Raw genomic sequence first — 19,741 nt, forward strand, 5'->3', positions numbered from 1 at the left:
GAGACCAGGACGTTGATAGGCAGGGTGTGGAAGCGCTGTGAGGCGTGCAGCTAACCTGTACTAATTACCCGTGCGGCTTAACCATACAACACCCAAGAAGTGTGAGGCCTTGCAGGTCGAGACTACAAGCAGCATTCATCAAACAGCTTTTTCCGAATTACGATTTATGCCTGGCGGCCATAGCGTTGTGGAACCACCTGACTCCATGCCGAACTCAGTAGTGAAACGCGACCGCGCCGATGATAGTGTGGCAGCTGCCATGTGAAAGTAGGTCACTGCCAGGCACCCAATTTAGTACACTGACTATACAGCTTTTGCGGAGCGGTAGTTCAGTTGGTTAGAATACCGGCCTGTCACGCCGGGGGTCGCGGGTTCGAGTCCCGTCCGCTCCGCCATTATTTAAAACCCCAGCAGAAATGCTGGGGTTTTTTCGTTTAGGCTTCATTGGTCTTCAAATACGGCGTGTTTGCCACACTGCCATGATTAAAAACCCCAGCCAAATGGTTGGGGTTTTTATGTATTAGCTGCGCATAACTTGCGGGATAAAGCCGAATATCTTATGACTACCTGAAGCGAAAACGTATCGTGAATGCGCAGTGCTTCAGGAGCGGCGTGAATAGAGCGGCAGCTTGTTTATCGAGTCCCGGGCGCTCAAGGTGAAGGCTCGGGACAGCTCACTGCGGACCTGGCCGGCAGAATAATACATGGAATAGCGATATTTGAGCTGAGGGGAAAAAGGGCGGATAACCAGGTTACGACCTTCCCATAGGGGGGCATTGAAAGGCTCGAGCAGAGCAAGGCACAAACCGGCGGCCACCATGCCGTAGCCTGATAAGGAGCGTTGGGTAGAAAACTGCTCGTTGACCTTGATTTGATGCTCCTTTAGCAGTTTTTTATGGCTGCTCCATTCCATGCCGTTCTCGTCAACCAGTTTAAGTAAACATTCATCCTGAAGGTCGGTAGGAACAATAATTTCCTTTTCGGCCAAGGGGTGTGAGGCAGGTATGGCACACACCCAGGAAACTTCTGCCAGTGGCTCTTCAATGAACCCGGAATTAGCCTCGGTTTGATTGGTCATAATCAAATCGTACTTTTGCTTGCCGAGGCCGCGTACCAGTTGTTCCACACTGTCAACCAGCAGGTTGACGTGTACCTGTGGATGCTCATCGATGAACGATTTTATCAGCATGGGCGTCAGGATAGTTGCCAAGGCCGGAGTTGCACCAATGGTAAGGCTTCCGTGAGTTGACCTTTTTAGTTTATCGGCAAAACTTTCAAGGTGATGAATACCATGAAAAATATTGCTGACTTCTTCGTAAAATGCCACACCTTCCGGTGTCGGTATCATTCTGCCTTTTTGTTTTTTGAATAGTTCAAATCCTACATCTTCTTGTAAATCATTGATTAACCTGCTTATCGATGGTTGAGATAAGGAAAGTACAAGGGCTGCCCGAGAAAAGCTGCCTTGCTGAACAGTGGCCAGGAATGCCTGTAACTGACGGTATCTCATATTCACTCCATATAGTATTTATGAATGATACCAAACAAAAAATGGCATTGTTCAAATGTTTTGGTTGTGGAATAGTCGCTGTCGGCATTTTTGACTGACAATGAAACAAGCAACATGGAGCGTAATAATGCAAGGAAACCTTGAGCAACAGTATGAAACAGGGAATGTGTCTATTCAGGAGAGAAAGCGCTGGTATCAGAAATTTCCCGATCCCATGGTTCTTATTTTTTATATTCTGATCCTGGCTGGCTTTCTGACCTGGGTCGTACCGAAAGGGGCTTACGATACTGAGTCGGTGGATGGGCGGCAGCGGGTAGTGGCGGATTCATTTCATTATCTTGAGGATGGTGGTACTACCTTTTCTGTTGGTGGCGTTCTCAACCAGTTGTTTGACCTCTTTGTGGCGATTCCCCAAGGTTTGATCCAATCCGGCCAATATCTGTTTATCGTTTTTATTGCCGGTGGTCTGTTCAATATTCTTTACCGTACCCATGCATTGGAAAATCTGGTTGGCACTGCGGTCAAACGTATCGGGCTGAACCGGGGTAATCTGTTGATCTGGCTGGCCACTTACCTATATGGTTTGTTCGGAATTTCGGTAGGTTATGAAAACAATATCGCTCTAGTACCTGTTGCCCTGCTGGTATCCAGTGCGCTTGGCTACTCGAATTTGGTAGGTGCCTGTATTGCTATTGGCGGTATCGGTATCGGCTTTACCCTGTCACCGATAAACCCCTATACCGTGGGTGTTGCACAAAGCATTGCAGGCCTGCCCATTTTCTCTGGTGGCTTGCTGCGCTTTGGCATGGCTCTTGTCGCCCTGAGTTTGCTGGCTTGGTATATCACCACCTTTGTGGCACCCAAGCATCAGCTGAATGAGCAAGATGCCGGTACCGGTGCGCTTTCAAAAAGGATCGAGGACTATCGTCTTAGCTCCAGGGATCTGGGAATTATCTCGGTCTTCTTTTTCGGTATTCTGGTGATTGCAGGCTGTTCTTACCTGGCTGGTACGGGGGCATTGGGCAGGAGTTGGTATATCAAGGAAATTACCGCCGTTTTTATCCTGATGTCGATTGTTATCGCTGCTATCTGCCGTATTGCGCCTGATCGTTATGTGGCGCAAATGGTCGAAGGCGCATCCAAAGTTACCGGCGGAGCCCTGGTCATAGGCCTGGCAGCATCGATCAAGGTAGTACTGGAAGATGGTCAGATCATCTATACCATCGTCAATACCCTGAATCTGGCCCTGGACTTTATGCCTGAGTCGCTGATAGCAGTAGGTATTAGTGTTATTCAGGGAGTGATTAATCTCTTCATTCCAAGTGGCTCTGGCCAGGCGTTAGTGACCATGCCTGTGTTGATTCCTCTGGCCGACTTGGTGGGCATTACTTATCAGGTGATGATTCTTGCGTTTCAGGTAGGTGATGGTCTCACCAACATGATAGTACCTACATCGGGAGGGACTCTGGCTATGTTGGCTCTGGCCCGGGTCGGCTATTCGGACTGGCTGAAGATCATTTTGCCACTTGTTGCACTCATCTACGTACTTAGCTGGGGTTTTATCATTCTGGCGCAGTGGATGCAGTGGTCCTGACTTTTCTTACACTTTTCTTTCGGAAAACCGGTGCCCTCTGGTGGGAGGGCGCTGGTATTTCTATTCAGACCGATATTGCTTTTATTGCACCGGCTTTACTTTTTTTCACTTGGCCATGGCGTCAATGGTCCAGTGATGGAGAACATCATGAACAATATCACTCGTGTCGCCCTTATCGGTGGCACTCACGGCAACGAGCTTTCCGGGATCTATCTTCTTAAAAAATGGGGAAAGAATAATCTGTTTTCGCATTGGCCTCAGCTTGATCTCACGCAGACTATTGCTAATCCCAGGGCCTGTGAGCGCTCAGTCCGTTACATAGAAACTGATCTGAACCGGGAGTTTGCTATTGAAGGCCTGCTGGACAGCCAGCGGGTGGGCTACGAGCAATTATTGGCGAAGAAGCTCAACTATCAGTTTGGCCCCAAAGGCAATTCACCGGTTGAGCTGATGATAGACTTGCATAACACCACTTCCAATATGGGGGCGTGCTTGATGTTGTTGCGCAAGGACGTTTTCAATATCGGCATGGCGGCCTATGTTAAGGAGCGCATGCCAGAAGCCACCATCTTCTTCCAGGATAATTTGCCAGAGCAACGTAAGCGGTTTCTGGTGTCGGTGGCTCAGCAGGGCGTGACTGTAGAAGTCGGGCCTCAGCCAAACTCGGTGTTGCAGCAGGAAACTCTGGAGTTGATGGAAACGATGACCCGGCACATTCTAGACTACGTGGTGCTTTATAACGAAGGTAACCTGGGCTCGTTACCGACAGAATTTGAGGCTTTCCAGTATACAGAAGATCTGGTTCTGCCAACGGATGATAGAGGGCAGCGGATCGCCATGGTGTCAAAGCGACTTGAACAGAAAGATTTCCATCCGGTTGAACCGGGTGAGACTATTATGGAAACGTTTGAGGGGGTACCGATTCACTGGGAAGGAAACTATACAGCGTACCCCCTGTTTATTAATGAAGCTGCCTATCATGAAAGCCATAGTGCTATGTCACTGTCACAGCGCATTATCGTGCGTTGTGCCGACTATTTTTAAGTCAGGCTGAGAAGGGGACGCCAAAGCGATCATAATCTGTGACCGTAACATGCAGCGGCTCTTAACTCGGTTAATTTCTCAGATTGGATAGAGCAATGGTAGTGTCTTAGAACCAGTTTGTTTGAGTCTCAATCGATTGTTTGCGCTATTTGTTACCGAAACAGCTTGTATTAGTACTGTCACTTATAAAAGTCCGGGCTTTTTGATTGTTGTCAGCAGTGGTACTGGCCGGTGTTCGGTAACCATGCTGCAGATGGAAAATAATTTTATTTCCCTTGAGGAATGACCAAACTATACTCACCTCTGTAAAAATTGATGGATTTATCTGCTTTTAAATTTAAAAGCACTCTATGGCTTAAGGACAGGCAAAATGATTAGAACTGTTATTCGGGATAAGCAGGGGGGGCTTTGCCTCTCTGTGTTACTTGCTGTTTTTCCTTCATCCGCTGTGTTGGCATCACAGGCTTGTGTGGCTGACCCTTCGGTTGTTAGCGTTGCCGTTCCCGCTGCAGAGATGAAGCAAAAAACGCTTCCTGAAACGCTTGTGAAAGAACTTGATGCAGCCGTGCGGGGAGCACTGAGCCAGGCTGCAGCTCCCGGGGCTATTGTCGGTGTGAAAACACCGGAAGGGGAATGGAAAGGAGCGTGGGGGCTGGCCGATACCAGAACCGGCAGCCCCATGGTGGCAGGTATGCACACTCGCATCGGCTCGGTGACCAAAACGTTCACCGGTACGGTACTGATGCAGCTGGCCGAAGCCGGAAAGCTCTCTCTGAATGACACAATCGACACCTATGTTGCCGGTGTACCTAATGGTGACAAAATTACCCTCCGCCATCTCGCGAATATGACCAGTGGTGTATCAAGTTATACGCGCGCAGAGTCATTTCTGGATATTTTCTTTGATGACTCGCATCAGACTTATACTCCAAAGCAACTGCTGGATTTTGCCATTCCGGAGTCACCGCTCTTTGAGCCGGGGGAAGCGTTTGATTATTCAAATACCAATACGGTACTGCTGGGGATGGTCATTGAAAAGGTGACAGGCATGCCGGTGGAAAAGTCTTTTGAAACCATGATTTTCGAACCCCTGGGGTTAAAAAATACAGTCTGGCCCGGTAACAGCACGGAAATACCTGCCCCCTTTCCGCAAGGCCTCACTCTGCAAGGGAATGCAGCAACACCGGAACGTCCGTCCAATGCAACACACTGGAACCCTTCCTGGGGCTGGACCGCTGGTGAGATGATATCAAACCTCGATGATTTGCTGATTTATGGCCGGGCTCTGGGTACCGGGCAGGGATTGCTTTCCCCAGTATCTCAGCAGGAGCGTTTAAGCTCGTTTCCTGTTCCCATGGGCTACGGGATTGGCCTGGGGTGTGCAACAGGCTGGGTGGGGCATACCGGTGAGTTGCCAGGCTATAACACCACGCTTTTCTACCACGCCGCCAGTGACACTACCGTTGTGGTGCAGGCAAACAGTGATATTCGTTCGGGCGATTGTGATGATGAAGAGGTGTTACCGGACAACCCGACAGGAATAAGTTGCTCTTCGCCGGCATCCCGGGTATTTGAAGCCGTTTCTATTGCACTGAAACATCCTTTTTCGATGAAAGTTGCAGAGTAAATCAGTGTGAACACAAACATGACCTTGTTTCCGGGCCGAGGCGGACATTCAGACCCGGCTTCTGCGTCGGGTGTCCTCTCTGCTGTTTCAGTGCTCGGTATGCTGCCGGTTTTTGTACTGCCTCAGGTTGCCTTTGCCCAATCTGCAGCGGCAGAGCGTACTGTGATTGAGCAGACGGTGATTCTGCAGCGGTTTACTCCTCCGCAAAAGCGTGGTGTGGTTGATCTTTCCGTTGAGGATCAGCGTGATCGTATTTCAGACGAGCAAGCAAAAGACATTCATTTGCTCTTGCAGTCGGTTCGTGTGGACGGTGCTTACAGCGTCTCACCCGATGTATTGCAGCCACTTTGGCAGAGCCGGGTAGGGACAGAGATCACGCTGGCCGATCTTTATGATATTGCACGGGCTATTGATGACGCTTATCTGGCGGCAGGCTATTTTTCCATGACCGTCGTACCGGTACAGGATATTGAATCAGGTCAGATCCGTTTTCAGGTTTATGAAGGTTATGTGCAGCGGGTGGAAATTACCAGCCCGATACCCGGGATTGAGCGGCGACTGGCACCTTATATAGATCGCATCATGGCCATGCAGCCGATCCGCGTAAAAGAAGCAGAACGGGTTTTACTGCTGATGAGTGATCTGGCCGGGGTGGATATTGAAGGGACCTTTGTACGACCGGAAATGCCGGGTGCCGGTGGGCTGCTCAAGCTGAATATCGGCTTCTCTCCACGCTCTGGCATGATGGCGCTCGATAATTTGGGGAACGATGCCGTAGGGCCGCTGGAACTGTCTGCCCAGGCGGAGTTCAACGATCTCTTCGGGTATTTTGAGAGGACAGGCCTGCTTGGCGTAACCATACCGGATAACCCGGAAGAAATGCTGTTTCTGCAGCTGTCTCAGGGAATGCCGATAGGCCATGATGGTCTGTTTGCCGGCTATAACTTTTCTTATATTGAGCAACAGCCCGGGGGGCCGCTCGATGAACAGGACATTCATATCGCTTCCGTGGTTGCCACAGGAAGCCTGAACTATCCTTTTGTGCGCACCCTGAGCCAGAGCCTTTCCGGTAACGCCGAGCTGACCTTTCAGCATGATGATGTCGACATCATGAATACGCCTGTTTCACGCAGCCATATTCGTCGGGCGGAGCTTTCACTGGATTATGAGCGAGCGCTGGAGCAGGGAGAGTTCTCGCTTATGGGCGGGTTTGGTTTTGGTCATATCTCGGATCTGGACCTGGGCGATTTACCTGATGATTATCACTATTGGCGCAGCTCGCTGAGTTTTCTCCGGCCTCTGAGTGACAGTTTAAGCCTGCAAGTGCGCAGTGTCAGTCAGTATTCACCGATAATGTTGCCTGCTTCTCTGCAGTTTTCAGCTGGGGGATTTTCTTATGGCAGGGCATTCGACAGCGGCACTGTGAGTGGCGACAGTGGTGTCGCCGCTGCAGCCGAAATCAGCTATGAAGCCACCACCGGGCTGCCGGTCTTGCCGGTTATATTTATTACGCCTTTTATTGATTATGGCGCAGCCTGGGAGCACCGGCCCTGGGGGGGGACTGAACACAGTGAACTGGGTTCTTATGGGCTGACCCTGGGAGGAGCCATTGCCGGTAAGTTGTTATTTGAAGTCAGTACAGGGTTACCCTGGTATACCCCGAAAGAGACGGAAACACCTTCCGCGCAGGTTTTATTCCGGGTGAGTGCCATATTTTAACAGGGCCGGCCTCGCTCCGAGGTTCCAGCCCCATACAGAAGCGAGGCTCAGACTGCCATAAAGTCCTGGTGAAACGATTTTTCGCAGTAACAGCAGCGGAAATGAACCTGACCGCTGACAGCCCTCACTCTGAACTGACTGCTGACCGGCTCCCGGCGGCTGATGCAGTTAACATTGGGGCAGGCAAATACGCCCTTTATTTTTTCCGGCAGATGCAGCTGCAGTTTTTCGACTACTTCAAAGTCTTCAATCAGGTTAACGGTGGCATCGGGGGCAAACAGGGCCAGCTGGTTAGCCTGGACAGAAGAGAGCCGTACATTTTCCACTTTGATAATGTCTTTGGCACCCAGTGCTTTTGAAGGCAGGTTAAGCCCCACTGTGATGCGTTCACGGTTCTGGGCAAGACCAAACAGCTGCAGAATACGAATGCCCTGACCAGCAGGAATATGATCGATGACGGTGCCGTTGTGAATGGCCTCGACTTGCAATTGAGTTTTATTCACGACTGCTCCTTACAGGGTTTCGTTCAATACCAGGGCCAGCAATGCCTGGCGGGCATATACGCCGTTCTCGGCCTGCTCAAAATAATAGGCGTAGGGGGTCTCGTCTACGTCTACCGTGATTTCGTCAATACGGGGCAGGGGATGTAACACCTTGAGGCTGTCTTTGGCGTTTTCGAGCACCTGAGGTGTTAAAACATAACGAGAAGCCACATGCATATATTCGGTTTCGTCAAAACGCTCTTTCTGTACCCGGGTCATATACAGAATGTCGAGCTCGTCCATCACTTCTTCCATGCTGTCACGGAACTCAAAATTAATGCCTTTCTCCTTGAGTTCATCGCACAGGTAGTCAGGCATGGCCAGCGCCTGAGGCGCAATAAAGTAGAACTTGCAACCGAACAGGCTGAGCGCCTGGGTAAGAGAGTGGACGGTTCGGCCGTATTTCAGATCGCCGACAAAGGCGACCGTCAGGCCCTGCAGGGTGCCCTGGGTTTCATAGATGGTAAACAGATCCAGCAGTGTCTGGGTGGGGTGCTGGTTGGAGCCGTCACCGGCGTTAATTACCGGGACCGAAGAAAATTCAGCTGCCAGCCGTGCAGCACCTTCCTGCGGGTGGCGCATGATGAAGGCATCGCTGTATGAGCTGATAATACGTACCGAGTCGGACAGTGTTTCCCCTTTTTTGGCTAACGACGTACTGCCACTGTCGGAGAAACCAATGACAGAGCCCCCCAGACGATGCACGGCGGTTTCAAATGACAGCCGGGTGCGGGTAGATGCTTCAAAAAAGCAGCTTGCTACCACCTTTTGCTTCAGCAGCTCGGGATGAGGCTGGCTCTTGAGCTTGACGGCGGTATCAATAACCAGTTCCAGCTCGGCACGGGTGAAATCAGATATGGATATGACATGCTTTTTATATAAGGGATTCGCCATCAGCAATGCTCTTGAAGTGAAATTCAGGCCGTAAAAAAGCCCCTGAATGGGGCCATTAAAAGATCAAATTGCAAACAGCAACGCCGGTGCCGGTACAAGGCACCGCTACGAGCGGGCAGCAGCTAGGGGTCTTTGACATGACAGGCTCCGGATATTTGCAAATCGTCCGGAATTATAGAGAAATGTGTCGGCAAAGCAAAACCCCGGATACAGCATGCATAAACGGTGAAAGAGTGAGCGAACGCATCGGTGCAGAGTAAAAAGCGCTTTACCTTTGATCCCGGGTAGTTATAATTCGCCTCGTGTTGCAGGGGCATAGTTCCAATTGGTAGAACAGCGGTCTCCAAAACCGACGGTTGGGGGTTCGAATCCCTCTGCCCCTGCCAGCTTCACCGAAAAGGCCAGCCTCCGTGCTGGCCTTTTTCGTTATGGAGTACTCATGAAACCATTACAATCCAGGCTGTGGCAATTCCTTGATTTACCGGTGTGGAAATGCACTCATGCCGAGCGTTTGCCCTATGCTCCTGTACCGGATCCGATACTAGCCGGTGCTCGCCTGATTATCGGGCGAGGCTGTCAGCTGCCGAATTCTCTGCTGAGAGATCTTGTTATTGCACTTGCTGGTGTTCAGCCTGAGATACAGGATGAAAATGCCTGGCTGGCCGCCGGCCGGCCCGGTGCCCGCATTATACTGGGCTTTAATCTGACCTCATCTGCCGACGGTTTTTCCTGGCAGGGTACTTTGCCCCTTTCTTCCTCCCAAAAACGTGAACTCTGGCACCGGCTATGCGACCTGAATTCCGAGCACTGAACGAGCAGGATCTCGATGCCATGCAAGCCCTTGAGCAGCTTGCTCACGACCACCCATGGAGTCGTTCATTGCTGGCGGGGGCTTTTGACGAGCGTTACTTTACCGGGGCGCTATGGCTCGGCGAACAGCTGCTAGGCTATTTTATTGCCGATCGTGTGCTGGATGAGAGCACACTGATGAACATCTGTGTATCACCGGAATGGCAGGGAAAAGGCCTGGGGCGACAGCTGCTGCAGTCCTACTTTGACCAATGCACGGCGATGGGGTTGCAGCAACTATGGCTGGAGGTGCGCGCATCAAACCGGGCTGCCATCAACCTTTATCTCTCATCCGGCTATGCAGAGAACGGCCGCCGGCGTAATTATTATCCTGCAGCCAACGGCGCTGAAGACGCGATCATGATGCAAAAACAGGGTTAGTTTCTATACTGAGAGTCACACACTCTCGCAAGGAAGCATTATGAGAGGCTTACTCGCCACTATGCTGGTGCTGGCGGGAATAGCACCGGTTCATGCCACTGTTTATCAGTATCGCGACGCCGCTGGTGTGGTGCATTATACCGACAACCGTCTCAGGGCCACCATCAGTCAGCGCTGGCATCAGGATGCCATTAACAAGGATGGCATCTTGATCCGAGTGGTCAAGAAGTCCGATGGACACTACTTTTTTGCCCTCAACCGGCTGGCCAGCAAAGCGCGACTGAACCTTAAGTTTACCTCACAGCAAAATGTGTCTGTGCCCGACGTCCTGCAGCAAGCGATTATTCTGCCCGCAAGAGAAGAAAAGTTTATCGGCAAGCTGACAGCGGCCGCAGCCGGTGATTGGCATTATGACTATGGCTTTGCTTACAGCAGCCATCATGGCCGCAATCAGGTAGAAGGGCGCCATCAGGTACAAAAAATTGCCGGAAGCACCGTTGTCAGTCCGCGCATAGAGGCCTGGAAACAGCATCATAACAAAGTCATCGTTCCTTCTGCCGGAGGCAGCGTGAATATGCTGCCGCCGGTAGCCGGTGCTTACCGGATATCTCAGGGTTTCAACGGTGACTTCAGTCACAATAAACCGGCCAACCGCTATGCGCTTGATATTGCATTGCCGGTGGGCACACCTTTGCTGGCAACGGCAGATGGTATTGTGGTGGCGGCGGTAGACCATCACGTAGGCGGAGGCCTTAATGCCAAATACCGGGGCAAGGCGAATCACTTGCGGCTGCGTCATGCTGACGGCACCATGACCCTTTACGCTCATCTTGATACGGGGTCGCTGAAAGTTAAAAAAGGCGAGCGAGTGCGTGCCGGTCAGGTGGTGGCAGCCTCTGGTCATACCGGGTACAGTTCAGGCCCCCATCTGCATCTGGCCGTACAAGTGAATAATAAAGGCAGAATGGAGTCTGTTCCGTTTACGCTCAATGGCCGTATACCCGGCAGTGGTAACGCGCTGCTGGCCCGCGGTGACAGTGACTCCAGTCAGTGACCATGGCGCACTGGTAACAAATGAAATTATTTCATTTTGTTATCGGGGCAATAACGGTGTCTATGCGCTGTCAGAGCTCTCTTGTACAAACTTAAATATCTGTGTTTTGAGTGATGTCAGATGATCACTCTTTATTTGGTCTGCTGATGGGGGGCGGGACAGTTGCTTTATGCTGTCCGCTGTGGCTTTTTAACTGTCTTTCTTTGGATAATACAACGTAACAAGGCAGGATATATCCGTATGTCGCAGACAGCCGAAGCAGCACAGAGGACCCCTCGCAGTATCAGTCATTATTTTCGGGTGTTAGGCCCGGGTATCCTGGGCGCAGCGGCGGCCATCGGTGGCTCCCATCTGGTGGCCTCCACCCAGGCCGGTGCCATTTACGGCTGGCAGCTGGTGGGACTACTGCTGCTGGTCAACCTGCTCAAATATCCTTTCTTTCAGATTGGTGCCCGCTACACCATGGCTGCCAACGAGAGTCTTATCCAGGGCTATGATCGCATTGGCCGCGGCTACCTGCGGTTATTTACCCTGCTTAACCTGCTGGCGTCGGTGATCAGTACCGCGGGTGTGGCCATGCTCTGTGGCAGTATTCTGGGGCTGTTTGTGGGTGATAGTCTGAATGTGACCCAACTCAGCATGATCGTGCTGGCGGGTTCGCTGGCCTTTCTGATCACCGGCCATTACCGTACCCTGGACAGGGTCACCAAATGGATTATCGTGGGCTTGGCAGTGGCTACCGTCACTGCGGTATTCATCGCACTTAACCGGGGCGGTGTAGCCACACCGGATTTTGTGGCCCCCAGCCCCTGGAATCTGGCCTCGGTAGGCTTTCTGGTAGCGCTGATGGGCTGGATGCCGGCACCGATTGAGCTGTCTTCCTGGAACAGCGTCTGGCTGCGGCAAAAGCAAAAGGAACTGGGGGACGAGCTGGATTATCAGGGTGCCCTGGTTGACTTTAACGTGGGTTACTTTACTTCCACCTTACTGGCCATTGCTTTTGTTGCGTTGGGCGCTCTGGTACTGCACGGCAGTGGTGAGGTCATGGCCACATCGGGTATCGCCTTTGCCCATCAGCTGGTGAATGTGTATGCCAGCGTAATGGGAGAGTGGAGCCGGTGGCTTATCGCCATGGTGGCCTTTCTGTGCATGTTCTCCACCACTGTCACTGTGCTCGATGGCTACAGCCGGGCGCTGAGTGAATGTCTGGTGCAGTTTGGCCAGCCCAAGGGCAGTGGCCCCACCGGGCATGGTGCCCGCTATACCTACCCGCTGATGGTGGCCATGGGGGTAGTGGCGGCCTTTATCATCATGTTTTTCAAGGGGGCGTTGCTGGCCATGCTGGAGTTCGCGATGATCTCCGCCTTTATCAGCGCGCTGGTGTTTGCCTGGCTCAACTTCCGGCTGATGCAGCTGCCTCAGGTACCATCGCAATACCGGCTGGGCCGGGGCATGGTCATGCTGAGTAGGGTTGGTATTCTGTTCTTTGCCGGTTTCAACCTGTTGTTTGGGTACTGGTATCTTTTTGTAAAGTAAGCTCGTGAGCTGGTTTGACTGGTTAACTTCCAGGCGGTCATCGTCACCGTCATTGCCCTGGAATGAGGCGCTGAACGGACTGCCGATACTGCAGGGACTGGAAGCTCCCGAGCAGCAAACGCTGTGCGAGCTGGCGCAAGCGCTGCTGGCGCGCAAAACGCTGACTCAGCTCGGTGTGAGCCTGAGTCCGTTGCAGCAGGCCAGTCTGGCATTGCAGGCGGTGTTGCCGGTGCTGCATCTGGGACTGGACTGGTATGCCGGCTTTCACGAGATCATTCTGATCCCCGAGCCGGTTACCCGCCATGAAACCGTTCAGGATGAATACGGCCTGGTCAGCGAGGTCATTGAGGAGCATGCCGGCGAGTCCTGGCAGCAGGGGCCTCTGGTGCTGGCCTGGAGCGAACTGGCTGATGACGGCGGCTGGAGTGGCTATAACCTCATTATTCACGAGCTGGCCCACAAGCTCGATATGCTTGGGGGTGAGGCCGATGGGGTGCCGCCCATGCGGCCCGGCATGAACATGAGCGAGTGGCGGCGCGATTTGCAGGTCGCCTTTGATGATTTGCGGGTGCGGGCCGAGCGCCATGAGGCACCCATTGATCCTTATGCCGCCACCCATCCGGCGGAATTCCTGGCGGTCACCACCGAGCTGTTCTTTACTGCCCCGCGCCTGTTGCACATTACTTACCCGGCGGTCTACTGCCAGCTGGCGCAGTTTTTTGGGCAGTCACCGCTGGAACGGCAGCCACAAGATGGTTAACTACAGTCCCGCTTCTCTGATTCTGCATCCTGAGACATTCCTGCCTTCTGTGATCCTGCTCGACAAATGACCACTTGGCGTGCTGGCGATAAATGATACCTTAACGATTGAAAGACAGAGCCTATCGAGGCTCGAGGAAAGATCGATTTATCTTTTTCCGGAACAGCCAGTATATTGACTTCCGCGCTGTATCTTTCTTACGATGTATCTTCACATAAAACTTGTTGTACAGGTTTTGGTGAAACTTTGTATGCAATTATGATTAAAAATACAAAATGCATCATTGAATATGCATTGTTGATATAACGCCGTTGTAAAACAACGTCATTTTGCTGGCGCAACACAGGCAAGGCTGCCGGGCAGTTGAAGGAACAGCTTGCTGAATACCGGACGCGGATGCATCCGGTACGATACCAACATGAATCAGGGAATTATTATGTTAATCGGAATTCCAAGGGAAACGCTCAGTGGAGAGACCCGGGTGGCCGCGACCCCCAAGTCGGTCGAACAACTGCGTAAACTGGGCTTTGAGGTCAGCGTCGAACAGGGCGCGGGCAGCAAGGCCAGCTTTGAAGATGCCGCTTATGAGGCTGCCGGGGCTCAACTGGCCAGCCAGGACGATGTCTGGCAAGCCGCCATCATTTATAAGGTGAACGCCCCCACTGCCGACGAGATTGAGCGACTGCAGGCTGGCACTACCCTGGTCAGTTTTATCTGGCCGGCACAAAACCCGGAGCTGGTTGAGCAGCTCAAGAACAAGGGCGTGACCGTGCTCGCCATGGACATGGTGCCGCGTATTTCTCGTGCCCAGTCACTGGATGCGCTGTCGTCCATGGCTAATATCGCCGGCTACCGTGCTGTGGTGGAAGCCGCCCATGAGTTTGGCCGCTTCTTTACCGGTCAGATCACCGCCGCCGGCAAGGTACCGCCGGCCAAAGTGCTGGTGATCGGTGCCGGTGTGGCCGGTCTGGCTGCCATTGGTGCCGCCGGTTCTCTCGGTGCTATCGTGCGCGCCTTTGATACCCGACCCGAGGTAAAAGAGCAGATCAATTCCATGGGTGCCGAGTTCCTGGAGCTGGACTACGAAGAAGACAGCGACTCTTCCGACGGTTATGCCAAGGAAATGAGCCAGGCCTTTATCGACGCCGAAATGGCCCTGTTCATGGAGCAGGCCAAGGAAGTGGACATCATCGTCACCACCGCGCTGATCCCCGGCAAGCCGGCACCCAAGCTGATTACCGCCGACATGGTGGCCGCCATGGCCCCGGGCTCGGTGATCGTGGATCTGGCTGCCCAGAACGGTGGCAACTGCGAGCTGACCAAACCGGGCGAACTGTTTGTTTCCGACAACGGCGTCAAGATAATCGGTTACACCGACCTCAACGGCCGGCTGCCGACCCAGTCCTCGACCCTGTACGCCACCAACCTGGTCAACCTGGCCAAGCTGCTGTGCAAGGAAAAGGACGGCAACATCAATGTCGACTTCGACGATGTGGTGCTGCGTAACATGACCGTGACCCGCGACGGCGAAGTGACCTTCCCGCCGCCGGCCATCAGCGTGTCGGCCGCACCCAAGGCCAAGGCTGCCGCTCAGCCTGCTGCCGAGACTCACGCCAAGAAACCAAGCAACCTCAAGTATTACCTGGGGGGAACCGGCGTACTGTTGTTTGCCTGGCTGGCTGCAGTGGCCCCGGCGGAGTTTCTGTCGCACATCACCGTATTCGTACTGGCCTGTATTGTGGGTTACTACGTGATCTGGAACGTGTCCCACTCCCTGCACACGCCACTGATGTCGGTGACCAATGCCATCTCCGGCATTATCGTGGTGGGAGCCCTGTCCCAGGTGGGATCGGGTGGCTTTGTCAGCTTCCTCGCCTTTGTGGCAGTGCTGATCGCCTCAATTAACGTGTTTGGCGGTTTTACCGTGACACACCGCATGCTGAAGATGTTTAGGAAGGGCTGATTCAAATGTCACAAGGACTAGTAACTGCATCTTATATCGTGGCCGCCGTGCTCTTTATCATGAGCCTGGCCGGTCTGTCCAAGCAGGAGTCGGCCAAAGCCGGTAACTGGTATGGCGTCGCGGGCATGGCCATTGCCCTGCTGGCCACCATTTTTAACCCCGAGGTCACCGGCCTGGGCTGGATCATCGTGGCCATGGTCATCGGTGGTGCCATCGGTGTGCGCTTTGCGCTCAAGGTGGAAATGACCGAAATGCCGGAGCTGATCGCCATTCTGCACAGCTTCGTGGGTCTGGCCGCGGTGTTTGTGGGCTACAACACCTATATGGATCACGGTGAGCTGTCGGGTGCCATGCTCAACATTCACAATACCGAGATCTTCCTGGGCGTGTTTATCGGCGCGGTCACCTTCACTGGCTCTATCGTCGCTTTTGGCAAGCTGCGTGGTTTGGTGTCGTCCAAGCCGCTGACATTGCCCCATCGTCACAAGCTCAACCTGCTGGCGGTGGTGGTCTCGGTCGTGCTGTTGATCTGGTTTGTCCAGGTTGAAGGGTCTACCTTTGCCATGCTGGTGATGACCCTGATTGCGCTGGCCTTTGGCTGGCACTTGGTGGCCAGTATCGGCGGTGCCGATATGCCGGTGGTCATTTCCATGCTCAACTCTTACTCGGGTTGGGCGGCGGCAGCGGCGGGCTTTATGCTGTCCAATGATTTGCTGATTGTAACCGGTGCGCTGGTGGGCTCAAGCGGCGCTATTCTGTCCTACATTATGTGCCGGGCCATGAACCGCTCCTTTATTTCGGTGATTGCCGGCGGCTTTGGCTCCGATGGTGTTGCCGCCTCCGGTGAGGAAGAAGACGGTGAATACACCGAAGTCAACGCTGAAGACGTGGCCGAGATGCTGAAAGGCTCCAGCTCCGTGATCATCACTCCCGGATACGGCATGGCAGTGGCCCAGGCCCAGTATCCGGTAGCCGAGCTGGTCTCCAAGCTGCGCGCAGCCGGCGTCAAGGTGCGCTTTGGTATTCACCCGGTAGCGGGTCGTCTGCCCGGCCATATGAACGTACTGCTGGCTGAGGCCAGGGTGCCTTACGATGTGGTACTGGAAATGGACGAAATCAATGACGACTTCGACGACACCGATACCGTGCTGGTCATTGGTGCCAACGACACCGTCAACCCATCAGCGTCCGAAGATCCGGCCAGCCCCATCGCCGGCATGCCGGTGCTGGAAGTGTGGAAAGCGCAGCAGGTGGTGGTATTCAAACGCTCCATGAATACCGGTTACGCCGGTGTGCAGAACCCGCTGTTCTTCCGTGAAAACAGCGTGATGCTGTTTGGTGACGCCAAGGACAGCGTGGATAATATTCTGAAAGCACTGTAATGCTGGATGATGTGTTATTTAAGGGACGCTTCGGCGTCCCTTTTTTGATCTGCTCAGGGCCAGCCGGTTTTTTGCATAACCGGTTTCAGGCCATCGCCGTCGTTATTATTCAGCTGTCCGCCGGCGATAAGCGTTGCCAGCGGGCCAGTCCGTTTTGGTTCAGATATTCAATGGTAAAGCCGGTCGCAGCATTCTGCTCTATAGTGAAATGCACTGAGCTGCGTGAGCCCGCGGGCGCATTTTCATTATTGGGCTCGATGGCGAAGGTATCACCATCCCAGTGTGTAAGCGGCTGTGGCTTGTTGTCTGGTCCCAGTTTTATCCATAATGTGCCGTCCTGTTGATAAATGGCGGCTTGCCCGAAATAGCGGCTTTCGTAGTCACCAATATAATGACCGGCAGACTTGACCGGTGCCGGAGATGAGGGCGGGGCTTGGCCGACCAGGTCTCCCACGGGCTGGTACAGGGCTTTCATTGGCTCATGATAGACGGCATACCAGTCACGCTGAGGTTCGCCATGGCGAACCGTGTCCATAAAGTCAGCAATCAGGCTTTCGGGCACTCCTACCGGGCCGCCATTAGTCAGTACGACCATCCCTAGGTCTGCTGCCGGCCAGAGATGAAACGACGTGCTGGCTCCCAGCAAAAAAGCACCAGAATGGCTCAGCCGGAGCTGGCCCTGATCATCAAAACCCACATTAAAGCCGTAGCCGTAAAAAGAGGGCTGTTGCAGCAGGCTGGCAAGCGGGGCATGAAGAGTTTGCGGGCTCATGGCGGGTAGCAAAGCTGCCTGGGAGATAAGCTGTTCATTGCCTTTTCCGGCACTTAATAACAGCCGAAGCCAGTGAGTCAGGTCGTTTACTGATGATGATACCCCTCCGGCCGGGGACTGGGCATCCGGGTTGCGCTGATACAATGGCTGAAATTGTTCGTTTTCAAAGGCGTGCAGGGTGGCTCTGTTATCATGTGCCAGATAATCCTGATAGCGGGTACTGGTTCGGGTCATGCCCAGCGGCTTGAACAGGCTGGTTTCGGCAAGCTCATCCCAAGGTTTTCCGGCAGCGGCAGCGACGGCTTCGGCGGCGGTGGTGGTGCTGAAATTCGCGTAAGCGTGAGACAGGCGAAAAGCGGTCAGCGGTTGTTGCTGCAGCCGGGCGAGGATTTGTACTCTTGAAAAGCCGATATCTTCCAGATCATCTCCGGCCGCACCCGGCAGTCCGGAGCGGTGTGCCATAAAGTCGCCAATGGTGGCTTGTTCGGTTACATAAGAGGAGGCGAGTCTGAGTGAGGGTAAATAGTGGGCTGCCGGGTCATTCCAGTCCAGTTTTCCCTGCGTGACCTGCGTAGCGGTAATGGTGGCGCTGATGGGCTTGGATAAGGAAGCCAGCTGAAATACTGTATCCGTATCAACAGGCTCCGCCCGCCCGGCGGCTCTGACGCCAGCCCCTTCCGCAAACAGGGTCTCTCCCTTGTAGATCACGGCTACTGCCATACCGGGAACACCGCTTCGCTGGTGAGTGCTGGCAATCTGTTCGGGGAGTTTTTTCAGTGCCGCCTGTACGGCCTCATCAGTAATGTCAGGAACAGCGGGTGCAGAATAAGCCGGTGCTGCCATGGCCGGTACCAGCAAAGCCGCATACCAGATAGCTGAACGAACGCGCTGTAGCCCGCCCATGAATACTTGATCTGTCGTCATCAGAATATGCCCGTTTAAAAAGAATGGATTCAAGGTTATGTACAGCGAGTTTATTGTGCCAGTACATGCCGATATTTATTTGTATGGAAAGCCGCCGAGATCAGCGGGAATAGGGTGTAATACTTGCTTACCAGAAAATAAAACCTTAATTTCCGGAAAGTTGAAAAAGGAGTATAGCAATGATGAGCAAACGCGGGCTGGTGTCCATGACCCTGCCGGTGATGATGGGATATTTGCCTCTCGGGGCCGTATTTGGTGTGTTGTGGGTGGATGCAGGGCTTACCTGGTACTGGGCCCCCTTGATGAGCGTGCTGGTCTATGCCGGTGCCATGCAATATCTGGCAGTAGGCTTGCTGGCTGCCGGTACCGGCTGGATTGATCTGGCTGTAGCCACGCTGCTGGTGAACTTTCGCCACCTTTTCTACGGGGTGTCGCTTTATCATCTGTTGCCCAAGGGGGTAATTGGCCGGCACTATTTCATGTTTGGCATTACAGATGAAACCTATTCCTTGCTGAGTGCCTCGGGCCAGGTGAAAAACAGTGAAACTGCGCTTTGGGTGGTACTGCTCAACCAGAGTTACTGGATAGTGGGTACGCTCATCGGAATGGTACTGGCAAGGGGCTTGCCTCCTGGTCTGCAGGGGCTCGACTTTGCTCTGACGGCATTGTTTACCGTGCTGGCGGTAGAGCAAATCCGTGCCAGAAGAGACTGGGGCGCAGTGATCCTAGGGGGCGTAGCTGCCGTGGTGGCCGGGGTCTGGGTAAGTGATTACTTCCTGCTGGCAGCCTCCATTATACTGGTGCTGGTATTGCTGTCCTGGCCCGAGCGAAATAGCGGGGGGAATGCTGCGCGTGTCTGATTTTGAGTATTTGTTGGCAGCCCTGATTATGGGCGGCGTGACCTTTTCCCTGCGTGCCTTTCCCTTTCTGGCTCGGGGGTTTATTGCTCATCATCACCGTATTCAGGTGCTGGGCCGGCGGCTGCCAGTCGCCATGATGGTGCTGCTGACCCTGTACGCCATGGGAGTGCATAACTGGCATGCTCCGGCCGACGGCAAGGCCCAGGTCATTGCCGTGGTGGTGGTAGCCGGCTTGCAATTGTGGCGGCGGCAGGCACTGACCAGTATTCTGACCGGTACTTTAGTCTATATGTCACTGGTAAACGGCTGGCTGGGGCTTTGATCTTGGCT

General features: G+C 53.4%; 17 protein-coding genes, 2 tRNA genes and 2 rRNA genes. 17 read left to right on the forward strand and 4 right to left on the reverse strand.

The window, feature by feature from the left end:
- From B6S09_RS13985 to B6S09_RS13995, 3 genes are all read left to right on the forward strand, one after another.
- Window positions 1–85: ribosomal RNA gene (locus B6S09_RS13985) — 23S ribosomal RNA — on the forward strand; the annotation flags it as partial.
- Window positions 86–169: 84 nt separating this feature from the next.
- Window positions 170–284, forward strand: a 5S ribosomal RNA gene (rrf, locus tag B6S09_RS13990).
- A gap of 34 nt (window positions 285–318) precedes the next feature.
- Window positions 319–395: transfer RNA gene (locus B6S09_RS13995), tRNA-Asp, on the forward strand.
- Between the two features lie 206 nt (window positions 396–601).
- On the opposite strand, the gene B6S09_RS14000 is transcribed toward B6S09_RS13995, so the two are convergent.
- Window positions 602–1,510 (reverse strand): LysR family transcriptional regulator, encoded by a 909-nt coding sequence (locus tag B6S09_RS14000; RefSeq protein WP_094279119.1) that lies wholly within the window; start codon window positions 1,508–1,510, stop codon window positions 602–604.
- Between the two features lie 100 nt (window positions 1,511–1,610).
- On the opposite strand from B6S09_RS14000, the gene B6S09_RS14005 reads away from it, so the two are divergent.
- From B6S09_RS14005 to B6S09_RS14020, 4 genes are all read left to right on the forward strand, one after another.
- Entirely contained in the window at window positions 1,611–3,104 is a 1,494-nt protein-coding gene (locus tag B6S09_RS14005) for a YfcC family protein (protein WP_208321789.1), read from the forward strand.
- A gap of 147 nt (window positions 3,105–3,251) precedes the next feature.
- Window positions 3,252–4,148 carry an aspartoacylase gene (locus B6S09_RS14010; RefSeq protein ID WP_094279121.1) on the forward strand — a complete coding sequence of 299 codons (897 nt, stop codon included), beginning with the start codon at window positions 3,252–3,254 and terminating at the stop codon, window positions 4,146–4,148.
- A gap of 514 nt (window positions 4,149–4,662) precedes the next feature.
- Window positions 4,663–5,775: a serine hydrolase domain-containing protein gene (locus tag B6S09_RS14015; protein ID WP_094279122.1), complete on the forward strand. Its 1,113-nt coding sequence runs from the start codon at window positions 4,663–4,665 to the stop codon at window positions 5,773–5,775.
- 99 nt (window positions 5,776–5,874) lie between these two features.
- The gene (locus B6S09_RS14020) at window positions 5,875–7,494 is read left to right on the forward strand and encodes a ShlB/FhaC/HecB family hemolysin secretion/activation protein (protein WP_166670350.1); all 1,620 of its coding nucleotides are present in this window, start codon (window positions 5,875–5,877) and stop codon (window positions 7,492–7,494) included.
- 47 nt (window positions 7,495–7,541) lie between these two features.
- Here B6S09_RS14020 and pyrI read toward each other — a convergent pair whose 3' ends face one another.
- Together pyrI and pyrB are read right to left on the reverse strand one after the other, a co-directional pair.
- Complete coding sequence (gene pyrI / locus B6S09_RS14025) at window positions 7,542–7,997, reverse strand: aspartate carbamoyltransferase regulatory subunit (RefSeq protein WP_094279124.1); 456 nt, start codon at window positions 7,995–7,997, stop codon at window positions 7,542–7,544.
- Between the two features lie 9 nt (window positions 7,998–8,006).
- The gene (pyrB, locus tag B6S09_RS14030; RefSeq protein WP_094279125.1) at window positions 8,007–8,930 is read right to left on the reverse strand and encodes an aspartate carbamoyltransferase; all 924 of its coding nucleotides are present in this window, start codon (window positions 8,928–8,930) and stop codon (window positions 8,007–8,009) included.
- A 309-nt stretch (window positions 8,931–9,239) separates the two neighbouring features.
- Between pyrB and B6S09_RS14035 the strand changes: the two genes are divergently transcribed.
- The 8 genes from B6S09_RS14035 (at window position 9,240) to pntB (ending at window position 16,855) form a co-directional block, all read left to right on the forward strand.
- Window positions 9,240–9,316: transfer RNA gene (locus tag B6S09_RS14035), tRNA-Trp, on the forward strand.
- Between the two features lie 53 nt (window positions 9,317–9,369).
- Complete coding sequence (locus tag B6S09_RS14040) at window positions 9,370–9,741, forward strand: hypothetical protein (RefSeq protein ID WP_094279126.1); 372 nt, start codon at window positions 9,370–9,372, stop codon at window positions 9,739–9,741.
- The gene (gene rimI / locus B6S09_RS14045) at window positions 9,717–10,160 is read left to right on the forward strand and encodes a ribosomal protein S18-alanine N-acetyltransferase (protein ID WP_094279127.1); all 444 of its coding nucleotides are present in this window, start codon (window positions 9,717–9,719) and stop codon (window positions 10,158–10,160) included. Before B6S09_RS14040 ends, rimI begins: the two co-directional genes overlap by 25 nt.
- 40 nt (window positions 10,161–10,200) lie before the next feature.
- Complete coding sequence (locus B6S09_RS14050) at window positions 10,201–11,214, forward strand: peptidoglycan DD-metalloendopeptidase family protein (protein ID WP_094279128.1); 1,014 nt, start codon at window positions 10,201–10,203, stop codon at window positions 11,212–11,214.
- A 240-nt stretch (window positions 11,215–11,454) separates the two neighbouring features.
- Window positions 11,455–12,750 (forward strand): NRAMP family divalent metal transporter, encoded by a 1,296-nt coding sequence (locus B6S09_RS14055; RefSeq protein ID WP_094279129.1) that lies wholly within the window; start codon window positions 11,455–11,457, stop codon window positions 12,748–12,750.
- A gap of 4 nt (window positions 12,751–12,754) precedes the next feature.
- Entirely contained in the window at window positions 12,755–13,510 is a 756-nt protein-coding gene (locus B6S09_RS14060) for a M90 family metallopeptidase (RefSeq protein ID WP_094279130.1), read from the forward strand.
- Between the two features lie 436 nt (window positions 13,511–13,946).
- Entirely contained in the window at window positions 13,947–15,473 is a 1,527-nt protein-coding gene (locus B6S09_RS14065; RefSeq protein ID WP_094279231.1) for a Re/Si-specific NAD(P)(+) transhydrogenase subunit alpha, read from the forward strand.
- Window positions 15,474–15,478: 5 nt separating this feature from the next.
- The gene (gene pntB, locus B6S09_RS14070) at window positions 15,479–16,855 is read left to right on the forward strand and encodes a Re/Si-specific NAD(P)(+) transhydrogenase subunit beta (protein WP_094279131.1); all 1,377 of its coding nucleotides are present in this window, start codon (window positions 15,479–15,481) and stop codon (window positions 16,853–16,855) included.
- Window positions 16,856–16,964: 109 nt separating this feature from the next.
- On the opposite strand, the gene B6S09_RS14075 is transcribed toward pntB, so the two are convergent.
- A complete protein-coding gene (locus B6S09_RS14075) occupies window positions 16,965–18,551 on the reverse strand; it encodes a serine hydrolase (protein ID WP_243832880.1) in 1,587 nt (528 codons plus the stop codon).
- A 179-nt stretch (window positions 18,552–18,730) separates the two neighbouring features.
- Between B6S09_RS14075 and B6S09_RS14080 the strand changes: the two genes are divergently transcribed.
- A complete protein-coding gene (locus B6S09_RS14080; RefSeq protein WP_094279133.1) occupies window positions 18,731–19,411 on the forward strand; it encodes an AzlC family ABC transporter permease in 681 nt (226 codons plus the stop codon).
- Window positions 19,395–19,733, forward strand: coding sequence for a branched-chain amino acid transporter permease (locus B6S09_RS14085; RefSeq protein WP_244900105.1), 339 nt, complete (start codon window positions 19,395–19,397; stop codon window positions 19,731–19,733). Before B6S09_RS14080 ends, B6S09_RS14085 begins: the two co-directional genes overlap by 17 nt.
- The last annotated feature ends 8 nt before the right edge of the window (window positions 19,734–19,741 follow it).

The organism is Oceanimonas baumannii, from assembly GCF_002245495.1.
Taxonomy (GTDB): domain Bacteria; phylum Pseudomonadota; class Gammaproteobacteria; order Enterobacterales; family Aeromonadaceae; genus Oceanimonas; species Oceanimonas baumannii.

What these genes read in the sequence shown, in the direction of transcription:
- B6S09_RS14000 (WP_094279119.1), bottom strand. Translation starts at nt 1,510, where the DNA reads ATGAGATACCGTCAGTTACAGGCATTCCTGGCCACTGTTCAGCAAGGC.
- B6S09_RS14005 (WP_208321789.1), top strand. Translation starts at nt 1,611, where the DNA reads ATGAAACAAGCAACATGGAGCGTAATAATGCAAGGAAACCTTGAGCAA.
- B6S09_RS14010 (WP_094279121.1), top strand. Translation starts at nt 3,252, where the DNA reads ATGAACAATATCACTCGTGTCGCCCTTATCGGTGGCACTCACGGCAAC.
- B6S09_RS14015 (WP_094279122.1), top strand. Translation starts at nt 4,663, where the DNA reads ATGAAGCAAAAAACGCTTCCTGAAACGCTTGTGAAAGAACTTGATGCA.
- B6S09_RS14020 (WP_166670350.1), top strand. Translation starts at nt 5,875, where the DNA reads ATGCTGCCGGTTTTTGTACTGCCTCAGGTTGCCTTTGCCCAATCTGCA.
- pyrB (WP_094279125.1), bottom strand. Translation starts at nt 8,930, where the DNA reads ATGGCGAATCCCTTATATAAAAAGCATGTCATATCCATATCTGATTTC.
- B6S09_RS14040 (WP_094279126.1), top strand. Translation starts at nt 9,370, where the DNA reads ATGAAACCATTACAATCCAGGCTGTGGCAATTCCTTGATTTACCGGTG.
- rimI (WP_094279127.1), top strand. Translation starts at nt 9,717, where the DNA reads ATGCGACCTGAATTCCGAGCACTGAACGAGCAGGATCTCGATGCCATG.
- B6S09_RS14050 (WP_094279128.1), top strand. Translation starts at nt 10,201, where the DNA reads ATGAGAGGCTTACTCGCCACTATGCTGGTGCTGGCGGGAATAGCACCG.
- B6S09_RS14055 (WP_094279129.1), top strand. Translation starts at nt 11,455, where the DNA reads ATGTCGCAGACAGCCGAAGCAGCACAGAGGACCCCTCGCAGTATCAGT.
- B6S09_RS14065 (WP_094279231.1), top strand. Translation starts at nt 13,947, where the DNA reads ATGTTAATCGGAATTCCAAGGGAAACGCTCAGTGGAGAGACCCGGGTG.
- pntB (WP_094279131.1), top strand. Translation starts at nt 15,479, where the DNA reads ATGTCACAAGGACTAGTAACTGCATCTTATATCGTGGCCGCCGTGCTC.
- B6S09_RS14075 (WP_243832880.1), bottom strand. Translation starts at nt 18,551, where the DNA reads ATGACGACAGATCAAGTATTCATGGGCGGGCTACAGCGCGTTCGTTCA.
- B6S09_RS14080 (WP_094279133.1), top strand. Translation starts at nt 18,731, where the DNA reads ATGATGAGCAAACGCGGGCTGGTGTCCATGACCCTGCCGGTGATGATG.
- B6S09_RS14085 (WP_244900105.1), top strand. Translation starts at nt 19,395, where the DNA reads ATGCTGCGCGTGTCTGATTTTGAGTATTTGTTGGCAGCCCTGATTATG.